Genomic DNA, 11,466 nt, shown 5'->3' with positions numbered 1-11,466 from the left:
CCGGGCACAATGGGCCCCATGGCTGCCCTCCCGGAACCCACAGGACCCACCGTCGGCTTCGACCTCGACATGACGCTCATCGACTCGCGGCCCGGCATTCACGCCACCTGGCGCGCGCTGTCCGAGCGGACCGGCACGTACGTCGACGCCGACCTCGCCGTCACCCGGCTCGGCCCGCCGCTCGTGGACGAGTTGGCCCAGTGGTTCCCCGCCGAGCAGGTCCCGGCCATGGCCGACCTCTACCGCGAGCTGTACCCCGCCTACGCCATCGACGCCACGCTGCCCATGCCGGGCGTGCGCGAGACCATGGACGCCGTCCACGCGGCGGGCGGGCGGACCCTCGTCGTCACCGCCAAGTACGAGCCCAACGCCAAGCTGCACCTCGCCCACCTCGGCATCGACGCGGACGCCGTCGTCGGCGACCTGTGGGCCGAGGGCAAGGCGCGGGCGCTGCGCGAGCACGGCGCGCGCGTCTACGTCGGCGACCACCTCGGTGACGTACGCGGTGCCCGCGCGGCCGGGGCGCTCTCCGTCGCCGTCCCCACCGGGCCCTGCCCGGCGGACGAACTGCGGGCGGCGGGCGCGGACGTGATCCTCGACGACCTCACCGCGTTCCCCGCGTGGCTGACCGGTTACCTCGCCGCCGAGCGCGCCTGACGGCGCTGCGCCGCGATGCCGCGCAGCACACCGGCGGCGGCCAGCAGGAAGCCGACGCCCATCAGCATGCACACCGCGTAGGACACCGGCGGGAACGGGTCGGTGCCGAGGAACAGCGGGGCCATCGTGGCGAGCGTGGCGAGCGCTCCGACCAGGAACACGATGCCTCCGGCCCGTACGAGGCCGTCGCCGGGGCCCGTCGCGGCCGACCGGGAATTGACTTGGGTTTTGTCGCGCACCCCGTCAGGGTAGTTCCCAGCGCGAAGGGACGATGCGGGGGCGGCTTGTCAGCGGCGCCCCGCCCCATAGTCTTGGTGCCGGCGGGTCGGACCTCGGCCCGCTGTACTGCTGTCCAGAGCGTTTTTCTTTCTAGTACGAGGACGAGGACTTCACGTGCCTACCGGCAAGGTCAAGTGGTTCAACAGCGAGAAGGGCTTCGGCTTCCTCTCCCGCGACGACGGCGGCGACGTCTTCGTGCACTCCTCCGTACTTCCCGCCGGCGTCGACGCGCTCAAGCCCGGGCAGCGGGTGGAGTTCGGGGTGGTCGCGGGGCAGCGGGGGGATCAGGCGCTGTCGGTGACGCTGCTCGATCCGACGCCGTCTGTTGCGGCGGCGCAGCGCAGGAAGCCGGATGAACTGGCGTCCATCGTGCAGGATCTCACCACTGTCCTTGAGAACATCACGCCGCAGTTGGAGCGGGGGCGGTATCCCGACAAGGCCGCCGGCAAGAAGATCGCGGGGCTCTTGCGGGCGGTCGCGGACCAGTTGGACGTCTGACTCTCCGTCGGGGGGCGAGCTTTTGAGCGGGCGGTCCACTCGTCGCCGGTTTCATCGCCTGCGGGCCGGTGGGGGCTGGTCGCGCAGTTCCCCGCGCCCCTGGAGGGGCGACTGCGTCGCCACCTCCCCCCTGGGGAAGCTGCACGAAGTGCATGCTTCAGGGGCGCGGGGAACTGCGCGAGAAGCCCCACCGGCCCGCAGACAATCGACAACCTAGGGGCGCGGGGAACTGCGCGACCAGCCCCCACCCACCCGCAGGTGACGACGTGCCAGTTCGCCCCGTTCGGGGGCCCGCGCCGGGGTTCAGGCCCGCTGGGAAGTCAGCCAGTCCGTGATCGTGGGCCCCACGATCCGCGCCGTGGGCGGGGCCAGTTGGACGCCGGAGGCAAGTTCGGGGGTGGCCGCCGGCACGACACGGACGGGCCGCCGATCCCCCCGCCCCGCAAGCACCCGCCGGGTAAGCTCCGGCAACCGCACGACCTCCGGCCCCGAAAGCTCCACCACCGCACCCGCCCCCGCGCCCCCGGAAACCGCCAGTTCCACGACGACGTCGGCCACCGCATCCGCCGCCACCGGCTGAACCAGCCAGTCCGCGACCCGCACCTCGTCGTCCCCGAACTCGACCGCCGCCGGATTCGTGGCGAACTCATGCCACTGCGTGGTCTTCACCACCACCCCCCGCATCCCACCCGCCGCCACCGCCAAGGCCACCGCCTTCTCCTGCTCCCGCTTGGCGAGGTAGTACGGATGAGCGTCGAACGCCGGGTCGTCGATGTTGCAGATGGACACGAGCACGAACCGCCCGACTCCCACGTCCCGCGCCGTGTCCAGCAGCAGCCGCGTCGCCCCCGCGACGGTCTCGACGACGTCGGCGGCCGGATCGGACGGGAACGCGTTCGCCGCGTCGATCACCACGTCCGCCCCGGTCAGCGCCTCCTTGAGCCCCGCGCCCGTGTGCAGGTCGACCCCGGTGGACCGGGACACCGGCACCACGGTGTGACCGGCCGCGCCGAGCCGGGCGACGACCTTCGTGCCGAGCGTCCCGGTGGCCCCCGCGACGGCGACTGTGCTCATGTCCGCACCCTCTTCTGTGACGTTCCGCGATGTGCTTCCGCTTGGTACGCCACCGAATCTACGGCCCGCAAAGACCCGGCGAAGGGTGCAATAAAGCCCCGGAACCGTGGGTCAATTCAGGGGAAGGCGAGCGCGTCCGGGGCGAGCGCGGGCACCAGGCCCTCCGCGGCGGCCCGGGTCAGCAGCCCGCGGATCGCCGCGTAGCCGTCCTCCCCGAGATCGGCGGTGAACTCGTTGACGTACAGGCCGATGTGCTGGTCGGCGACGGCCGGGTCCATCTCCTGCGCGTGCTCCATCACGTACGGGCGCGTCGCCTCGGGGTCGTCCCACGCGGCCCGCACGGAGGCGCGCACGGCGTCCGCGTAGGCCCGCAGCCGCTCGGGGCCGAGGTCGCGGCGGGCGATGATCGCGCCGAGGGGGATCGGCAGGCCCGTCGTGGCCTCCCAGTGCTCACCCATGTCGGCGAGCTTGTGCAGGCCGTAGTCCTGGTACGTGAAGCGGGCCTCGTGGATGACGAGCCCCGCGTCGATCTTCCCGTCCCGCACCGCCGGCATGATCTCGTGGAACGGCATGACGACGATCTCCCCGACCCCGCCGGGCACGGTGTCCGCCGCCCAGAGCCGGAACAGCAGATACGCCGTCGACGTCTCGCTCGGCACCGCGACCCGCTTGCCGGCCAGGTCCACGCCCGCCTCGCGGGTCAGCACCAGCGGCCCGCAGCCGCGCCCGAGCGCCCCGCCGCACGGCAGCAGGGCGTAGTCGCCGAGGACGTACGGCAGGACCGCGTACGAGACCTTCAGGACGTCGTACGCGGGGTCGCGGCGCTCGGCGATCCCGTTGGTGATGTCGATGTCGGCGAACGTCACGTCCAGCGCCGGGGCGCCGGGGACGCGGCCGTGGGCCCACGCGTCGAAGACGAACGTGTCGTTCGGGCAGGGCGAGAAGGCGATGCGCACAGCGGGCGTGTCAGTCATGTCGTACTCCAACTCGTGAGGGCGGGCGCCGCCTTCCCGAACGCGTCGGTGAGCGCGGCCAGCGCCTCGCCGATGCGCCAGGCGGCGCGGTCGCGGGGCCCGACGGCGTTGGAGACGGTACGTATCTCGGCCACCGGAACGCCGTGCGCGGCGGCGGCCTCCGCGACCCCGAAGCCCTCCATCGCCTCGGCGACCGCGCCGGGATGCGACTGGGCGAGCAGGGCCGCGCGGTCGGCGGTGCCGGTCACCGTGGAGACGGTCAGGACCGTGCCGACGAGCGCGGAGGTGGCGGCGGCGAGGTCCCGTACGAGCGACGCCGGCGGGTGGTGGGTGACGGTGCCGAAGCCCAGCTCCGTGACCGGCACAAAGCCCTCCGGGGTCTCGGCGCCCAGGTCCGCGGCGGTGATCGCGTCCGCGAGCAGGACCGAGCCGGGCGGGGCCGTGAAGCCGCCGCCGATGCCGGCCGAGACGACCAGCGTGTACGGGCGGCCCGCGAGGTGGGCCCGGGTCAGGGCCGTCGCGGTGCCCGCCGCGGCGGCGGCCGGGCCGACGCCCACGGCGATCACGTCGATCGCCGGATGTCCGGACGTGCCGCGCGCCACCGCGTCCCGCTCGGCGGGGACCGCGGTGGCGACGAGGACGCGTGCGGTGTCCGTCAGGAGTCCTTCTCCAGCTTGAACGACCACAGGCCGTACGCCTTCGAGTCGCCGCCGGACAGGACCGTCACGGTGGTGGCGGCACCGGTGGCGCCGTACTGCTGGTTGAAGAACACGCTGCCGGGGACCGTGCGGTACGTCTTCTTGCTGGAGTCCGTCAGCGGGCGGCCGTTCATCAGGATCGTCCAGCCCTTGTCGGCGATGGCCGGGTCCACGCCGAAGCGGACCGTCTCGTCGGGGTCGACCTTGATGGACTTGGCGCCCTTGTCCTTCAGGCAGGACTGGAGCGAGGACGGCTTGAGCGGGTCGCCGTCGTTGTAGCAGGAGGCCTCGGAGTTCACCGTGCTGCGGCCCACCGTCACGGTGGCCAGCGGGGTCGGCTTGTCGCAGGCGGTCAGGACGAGCAGTCCGGCGCCGAGGGCACCGACGGCGGCCACGGTGCGCCTGTGGCGCACTACGAAACGCTGGGAGGTCATGCCCGAAGGCTATCGGGCCCGCCCCCCGCGCCTCCCGGTGGGGCGCCGGGTGTCGCGCCCCGGGTGGGCGGGTCTGGCGGTGAGTTCGTCGCCGGACGAGGCGAAGTGGCTGCTCGCGCGTGGTCGTCACCGGTCCGGTGGGTGGCCGCCCGCGTAGTTCCCCGCGCCCCTGGGTTGTACTTCGTCCGCGGGTGGGTGGGGCTTCTCGCGCAGTTCCCCGCGCCCCTGAAGGGGCGCTGCCCCTGGGCGTGGTTTTTCGTCTTTCGCCGGGCGGTGGGCTGGTCGCGCAGTTCCCCGCGCCCCTAGGAGGGGCGACTGCGTCGCCACCTCCTCCCCTGGGGGCTGGGGCGAAGCCCCGCTCCTGAGGGGCGCGGGGAACTGCGCAACGTTCAGGTCAGCGGGCCCTCACCTGGTGAACTCCTCAGGGGCGCGGGGAACTGCGCAACGTTCAGGGCAGCAGGGCCTCACCTGGAGAACTCCCTAGGGGCGCGGGGAACTGCGCGGACGTTCAGGGCAGCGGGCCTCGCCCGGAGAACTTCCCAAGGGCGACCGGAGGTCACGTCACTCGGGGGCGCGGGTCGCGTTTCGCGGAGGCGAGTAGCGCCCGAGCCGTGGTGGCCCAGCCAAGTGCAACGATCCCCGCCGCCACAGAAAGCCCCAGCACCCCGTTCAACGGCAACGCGATCCCGATCGCACCCCCCACCACCCACGCCACCTGCAACAACGTCTCCGACCGAGCGAACGCCGACGTCCGCACAGCCTCCGGCACATCCCGCTGGATCGTCGCGTCCAGCGACAATTTCGACAGGGCCTGGGCGAACCCCGTCACCGCCGCGAGGCACGCCGTGAGCACCGCCCCGAAGAACACCGCGGACGCCACCGCGACTCCGAGCACGACGGCGACGACGGTCACGATGATGACCTCGGGCGCCCGCGCCTTGAGCCACGCCCCCACGGCCGTGCCCAGCGCGTTGCCCGCGCCCGCCGCGACCCCGACGATCCCGAGGGAGACCGCCGCGCTCTGCCCGGTCATCGGATGCTCGCGCAGCAAGAACGCCAGGAAGAAGATCAGGAACCCGGACAGGCACTTGAGGGACGCGTTGGCGACGAGCCCGCGCGTGACGGCCGTACCGACCGTCCGCAGCCCCGGCCGCCGCTGCCGCCGCTCCCGCGCGGACCCGCGCCCCCGCCCCGCGTCCGCCACGAGCCGCGCCCGCGCCTCGCCCTTCGCCGAGTCCACCTTCCCCGGCATCGACAGCGACAGGAACATCCCGCTCACGTACAGCGCGAACGCGCCGAACAGCGGCCACCGCGGCCCGATCGTGTGCAGCGCCGCCCCCACCGGCGCGGCCACGCCCGTGGCGAGCAGACCGCCGAGGGTGACCCGCGAGTTCGCCTTGACCAGCGAGAAGCGTGGCGGCAGCAGCCGGGGCACGACCGCCGAACGGACCACCCCGTACGCCTTCGAGGCCACCAGCACACCGAGCGCCGCCGGATAGAGCTGGAGCCCGCCGCCCACCACGGCGCTCGACAGGACCAGCGCCAGCAGCGCCCGCGCCAGCATCGAACCGGCCATCGCCGCCCGCCGCCCGTGCGGCAGCCGGTCCAGGAGCGGGCCGATGACGGGCGCGAGCAGCGTGAACGGCGCCATCGTGATCGCCAGATACAGCGCGACGCGCCCGCGCGCCTCGTCCGTCGGCACCGAGAAGAACACCGTGGACGCCAGCGCGACCGTGATCATGACATCGCCGGCGCCGTTCACCGCGTGCAGTTCGATCAGCTTGCCGAGGCCCGACTCGCCCGCGCCGTGCGCGTGGGTCACTTTTCTGATGCCGCGCGCCGCGCCCGTGAACGGCAGGCGCAGGGCACGCCCGACCCGGCGGACGGCCCCGCGCACCGGGCCCGCACCGCTGTCCTCGTACGCCGCCGCACTGTCCGTACGGGACGAAGCGGACGACGACCTGGCGGCTGCCACCCAGCCATAGTGCCCCGTGAACGGGCGAACTAGTGCCGTTATGACCATGCGGGTCTGCTTTCACGTCGGGTTCCGCGCGTACGTCGGTGTGGGCGCGGGGCGCGGGAGGAGGTAGCGTGCGTAGCGCGCCCGCGGCGGTTGTTCTCGGCCGCGCGCCTCTCGGCCATCCCGCAGAATGGATGGCGTAGGCGCGCCCGGAACGTCGGGCGCGGACGTCGACGCGGCCCCCTGGTCCGCTCCGTCCGCGTTCCCGCACATCGGACGGCGCACTCGTGAGACGGCGTAGGAGAGAAGCGATACCTGTGAGCGCAGCGACAACGCGAAGCCGCACCCCCGACCGCTTGTGCGCCGAGGCCGTCGACCTCGCCCGCGCCGCAGCCGAGGAGGCCGCCGCGCCCGGCGTGGTCGGCGAGCATGTCGACCTGGTGGTCGAGGGCGACCGCGTCGTCACGCACCTCTTCGAGTGCAAGGAGTTCGGCTACCGGGGCTGGCGCTGGGCGGTGACCGTCGCGCGGGCCTCCCGCGCCAAGTACGTCACGCTTGACGAGACGGTTCTGCTGCCCGGGCCCGACGCGCTGCTCGCGCCCGAGTGGGTGCCGTGGAGCGAGCGGCTGCGGCCCGGTGACCTCGGGCCCGGCGATCTGCTGCCGACCGAGGCCGACGATCTGCGTCTCGAGCCCGGGTTCACCGGGGAGGACGCGCCGCCGCCGAACTCGCCGCTGTCCGCGGACATGGCCGAGCTGGTCGAGGCGGAGGACGCGGAGGTCACCGCGGGGACGCCCGCGAACCTGCCCGTCGCGCCGACCCGTGGGTCCATCGCCGCCGTCGCCGAGGAACTGGGTCTGCGCCGGGCGCGCGTCCTGTCCCGGTACGGGCTTCATGTCGCCGCCGACCGGTGGGAGGAGTCCTTCGGGGCGAAGACGCCGATGGCGCAGGCCGCGCCGGCGACGTGTGTGTCGTGCGGGTTCCTCTCGCCGATCGGGGGGTCGCTCGGACAGGCGTTCGGGGTGTGTGCGAACGAGTTCTCTCCCGCTGACGGGCATGTCGTCTCCCTCGCCTACGGGTGCGGGGGGCATTCCGAGGCGGCCGTCATGCCTACGCCGCCGCGGCCGGCTCCGCCTGTGGTGGATGAGACTGTCGTCGATGCGATGTCGCTCCGCCCTGACCCGGATTCCGGTTCCGTCCCTTCGCATGCGGACCCCACCGACGACCTCGGCCACTCCTGACTCCCCGCTTCTGCGCAGTTCCCCGCGCCCCTGGGTTGTCGGTTGTCTGCGGGTGGGTGGGGCTTCTCGCGCAGTTCCCCGCGCCCCTTCGGTGCGCACTTCGTGCGCTACCTCTATCGGGGGAGGCTGGGGCGAAGCCCCGCCTCCAGGGGCGCGGGGAACTGCGCGACCAGCCACGACGAGAGTCGAGGTAACCCACCGGCCGGGGCCACCCACTTACCTAGGGGCGCCGGGAACTGCGCAACGTTCAGGGCAGCGGGCCTCACCTGGAGAACTCCCCAGGGGCGCGGGGCTTCACCCGAGGGCGCTGGGGAGGCGGAGGGGCGTGTCGGGGACGATAGCGTGCGGGGCGATCAATCCGCGCCCCCGGAGGGAGAGACCGTGAGCGCCAGCAAAGCCGCAGCCCACCCGGCCCCAGAGGGTATGGACCCCTTCGGCACCGCCAGACTGCGCCGCGGCGTACTGGACGCCTGGGCCACGAGCGCCGCCCGCTTCCGCGAGGACGCCAACGCCGAGGAAGACCTCGCCCTGGGCGGCTACCGCGACCGCCTGATCGTGGAACTGGCGCAGAACGCCGCCGACGCCGCGGCCCGCGCCGGCACCCCGGGCCGCCTCGCCCTCACCCTCAAGGACGGCGTACTGGCCGCGGCCAACACCGGCACCCCCCTGGACGCGTCCGGCGTCGAATCCCTCGCCACCCTGCGCGCGTCAGCGAAACGCGCGGACGCCGACACGGCGGTGGGCCGCTTCGGCGTCGGCTTCGCCGCGGTCCTCGCCGTCACCGACGAACCCGCCGTCGTCGGCCGCACCGGAGGCGTCCGCTGGTCGCTGACGGAGGCCCGCCTCGCCGCCGAGGAGACCGCCCGGCACAGCCCCGCCCTCGGCGACGAACTCCGCCGCCGCGACGGCCACGTACCGCTGCTGCGGCTGCCGTTCGCCGCGCAGGGCCAGGCCCCCGACACGTACGACACGGTCGTGATCCTGCCGCTGCGCGACGCGGCGGCGCGGGAGTTGACCGCCCGGCTGCTCGACGCCGTCGACGACGCGCTGCTGCTCGCGCTGCCCGGCCTGAGCGAAGTCACCGTCACCACCGACGCCGGCACCCGCGTGCTGCGCCGCCGCGACGAGCCCCCGTACGCCGTCATCGAGGACACGGCCGCCGGGACCACCCGCTGGCGCACGCTCTCCCGCAGCGGCCCGCTCACCGCCGGCCTGCTCGCGGACCGCCCCGTCGAGGAACGCCTGCGCCCGCACTGGTCGCTGACCTGGGCCGTTCCCGTGGACGCGGACGGCGCCCCGGCCCGCCCGCGCAGCGCGCCCGTGCTGCACGCGCCGACCCCGAGCGACGAACCGCTGGGCGTGCCCGCGCTGCTCATCGCGTCGTTCCCGCTGGACACGGCCCGCCGGCACGTCGCGCCGGGCCCGCTGACGGGATTCCTCACCGAGCGCGCCGCCGACGCCTACGCCGACCTGCTCGGCGCGTGGCAGCCCGTGTCCACCGGCGTCCTCGACCTCGTCCCCGGCCCGCTCGGGCGCGGCGAACTGGACGGCGCCCTGCGCGCGGCCGTCCTCGAACGGCTGCCCCGCACCGCGTTCCTGCCGCCCGCGCTGCCGCCCGCCGACGACGAGGACGACCGCCCGGCCGCGCTGCGCCCGAGGGACGCGGAGGTCGTCGAGGGCGCGGGCGCCGACACCGTACGGGTCCTCGCGGACGTGCTGCCGAGCCTGCTGCCCGCCGGTCTTGAGCGGCGCGTCGAGCTGCGCACGCTGGGCGTCGCCCGGCTCCCGCTGACCGAGGCCGTCGACCGCCTCGCCGGTCTGGAGAAGGACCCGCACTGGTGGCACGGCCTGTACGAATCGCTGGCCGGCGTGGACCCGGACCGTCTGTCGGGGCTGCCCGTGCCGCTCGCCGGAGGCCGCACGGTGATCGGGCCGCGCCAGGTGCTGCTGCCCACCGCCGACGGACCCTCCGTACCCGGCGAGGCGCTGGCCCGGCTCGGCCTGAAGGTCGCGCACGCCGACGCCGCCCACCCCCTCCTGGAGAAGCTGGGCGCGCTCCCGGCCACCCCGCGCGCGGTCCTGACGACGCCTCAGGTGCGGGCGGCGGTCGCCGCGTCCCTGGACGACGAACCGGCCTGGGACGACGAGGACGCCCTCGGCCCCGACGAACTCGCCGACGTCGTCCTCGGCCTGGTCCGCGACGCCCACCTCGGCGTCGGCGACGAACCCTGGCTCGGCGCCCTCGCCCTCCCCGACGACGAGGGCGAACTCGCGCCTGCCGCCGAACTGTTGCTCCCCGGCAGCCCCGTCGCCGCCGTGCTCCGCGAGGGCGAACTGCCGTACGTGGACGAGGAACTTGCCGAGCGCTGGGGCGAACAGCCCCTCGCCGCCTGCGGGGTGCTCGCCACGTTCGCGCTGGTCCGCGCCACCGACGTCGTCCTCGACCCCGACGAGCTGGAGCCGCGCTACCCCGACGACTCCGCCTTCCCCGAGCCCGACGACCCGGGCCTGCTCGACGCGGTCGACGTGTGGTGCGAGGACGCCCTCGACCGCCTCCCCGACACGCCGGTGCCGCCCGTCGCCACGGAACTCGTCGCCGTACGCGATCTGGAACTGGTCGACGAGGACCGCTGGCCGCAGGCGCTCGCCCTGCTCTCCCGCCCGCCGCTGCGCGACGCCCTCACCCAGCCCGTACGGGTCCTGCTGCCCGACGGCACCCACGAGACCGTCCGCCCCTACACGGCCTGGTGGCTGCGCGGCCACCCCGTGCTCGGCGGCCGCCGCCCCGCGGGCCTGCGCGCGGCGGGCGGCGACCCGCTCCTGACCGGCCTGTACGAGCCCGCCGACGCGGCCGGGTTCGAGGACGAGCAGGTGCTGCGCGCGCTCGGCGTACGGACCTCGGTCGCCGCCCTGCTGGACGAGCCGGGCGGCGCCGCCGAACTCCTCGACCGGCTCGCCGACCCGGCCCGCCCGGTCGGCGCCGCCCAACTGCATGCCCTGTACGGCGCGCTGGCCGGCCTCGACCCCGAACAGGTGACGCTGCCCGACGAATTGCGGGCCGTGGTCGACGGCGAGGTCACCATCGTGGACGCGGCCGACGCGCTGGTCGCCGACGCGCCCGACCTGCTGCCGCTCGCCGCGGGCCGCGCCCTGCTGCCCGTCGCCCCGGCGTACGCCGCCGACCTCGCCGAACTGCTCCAGGTGCGGCGGCTGAGCGAGGCCGTGGACGCGGGGCCCGTCGGGGACGGCGAGGAGCATCCGGTGCCGGACGCGGTGCGGGCGCTGCTCGGCGCGGCCGCCCCCGCCGTCTACGTGGAGCACGGGGAGCTGGTCGTCGGCGGCGTCGAGGTGGACTGGCGGCGCGGCCCGGACGGCACGGTGCACGCGGCGACGCTCGAAGGGGTCGCGGCGGGGCTCGCGTGGGCGGCGGGGCAGTGGCCGCGGCGGTTCGAGGTGGCGGCGCTGCTCGAAGATCCCTCGCGGACGGCGGAGTTGGCGCGGGACCGCTGGTTCGACTGACGGCGGGGGCGGTTTCGTAAACCAATCACAAAATCATCATCGGACGTACAACCAGTCACGCGGGTCGCGGGTCTATCGAGCGGGTCAACAGACCCCTCGTTCACTTGGGCCCGCGTGACAGCGTCAGCACCA

General features: G+C 74.3%; 10 protein-coding genes. 4 read left to right on the top strand and 6 right to left on the bottom strand.

All coding sequences use genetic code 11. The features are described 5' to 3' along the window. The first annotated feature begins 9 nt into the window (after window positions 1-9). Window positions 10-657 carry an HAD family hydrolase gene (locus ACZ7LY_RS08610; RefSeq protein WP_471623775.1) on the top strand — a complete coding sequence of 216 codons (648 nt, stop codon included), beginning with the start codon at window positions 10-12 and terminating at the stop codon, window positions 655-657. On the opposite strand, the gene ACZ7LY_RS08605 is transcribed toward ACZ7LY_RS08610, so the two are convergent. Continuing rightward, window positions 633-896 (bottom strand): hypothetical protein, encoded by a 264-nt coding sequence (locus tag ACZ7LY_RS08605; protein WP_471623774.1) that lies wholly within the window; start codon window positions 894-896, stop codon window positions 633-635. The two genes, ACZ7LY_RS08610 and ACZ7LY_RS08605, sit on opposite strands and share 25 nt — an antisense overlap. 154 nt (window positions 897-1,050) lie before the next feature. Here ACZ7LY_RS08605 and ACZ7LY_RS08600 point away from each other — a divergent pair, with 154 nt between their 5' ends. Continuing rightward, window positions 1,051-1,434, top strand: a complete 384-nt coding sequence (locus ACZ7LY_RS08600; RefSeq protein WP_471623773.1) for a cold-shock protein — start codon at window positions 1,051-1,053, stop codon at window positions 1,432-1,434. Window positions 1,435-1,737: 303 nt separating this feature from the next. On the opposite strand, the gene ACZ7LY_RS08595 is transcribed toward ACZ7LY_RS08600, so the two are convergent. From ACZ7LY_RS08595 to ACZ7LY_RS08575, 5 genes are all read right to left on the bottom strand, one after another. Next, window positions 1,738-2,508 carry an SDR family oxidoreductase gene (locus ACZ7LY_RS08595; RefSeq protein WP_471623772.1) on the bottom strand — a complete coding sequence of 257 codons (771 nt, stop codon included), beginning with the start codon at window positions 2,506-2,508 and terminating at the stop codon, window positions 1,738-1,740. A gap of 116 nt (window positions 2,509-2,624) precedes the next feature. After that, window positions 2,625-3,482, bottom strand: a complete 858-nt coding sequence (locus tag ACZ7LY_RS08590; protein WP_471623771.1) for a 1,4-dihydroxy-6-naphthoate synthase — start codon at window positions 3,480-3,482, stop codon at window positions 2,625-2,627. Continuing rightward, window positions 3,479-4,168, bottom strand: a complete 690-nt coding sequence (locus tag ACZ7LY_RS08585; RefSeq protein WP_471623770.1) for a futalosine hydrolase — start codon at window positions 4,166-4,168, stop codon at window positions 3,479-3,481. The genes ACZ7LY_RS08590 and ACZ7LY_RS08585 overlap by 4 nt, the downstream gene beginning before the upstream one ends. Continuing rightward, window positions 4,138-4,614, bottom strand: coding sequence for a DUF2771 domain-containing protein (locus tag ACZ7LY_RS08580; protein ID WP_471623769.1), 477 nt, complete (start codon window positions 4,612-4,614; stop codon window positions 4,138-4,140). Before ACZ7LY_RS08580 ends, ACZ7LY_RS08585 begins: the two co-directional genes overlap by 31 nt. A 556-nt stretch (window positions 4,615-5,170) precedes the next feature. After that, window positions 5,171-6,589, bottom strand: a complete 1,419-nt coding sequence (locus tag ACZ7LY_RS08575) for an MFS transporter (protein ID WP_471623768.1) — start codon at window positions 6,587-6,589, stop codon at window positions 5,171-5,173. A gap of 302 nt (window positions 6,590-6,891) precedes the next feature. Between ACZ7LY_RS08575 and ACZ7LY_RS08570 the strand changes: the two genes are divergently transcribed. Continuing rightward, window positions 6,892-7,815 (top strand): DUF3027 domain-containing protein, encoded by a 924-nt coding sequence (locus tag ACZ7LY_RS08570; protein WP_471623767.1) that lies wholly within the window; start codon window positions 6,892-6,894, stop codon window positions 7,813-7,815. Window positions 7,816-8,238: 423 nt separating this feature from the next. Beyond that, entirely contained in the window at window positions 8,239-11,334 is a 3,096-nt protein-coding gene (locus ACZ7LY_RS08565; RefSeq protein WP_471623855.1) for a sacsin N-terminal ATP-binding-like domain-containing protein, read from the top strand. Window positions 11,335-11,466 lie beyond the last annotated feature (132 nt).

The sequence above is a fragment of the Streptomyces sp. NPDC107550 genome (genome assembly GCF_055639095.1).
This window is presented reverse-complemented; position numbering and strand designations above follow the sequence as displayed.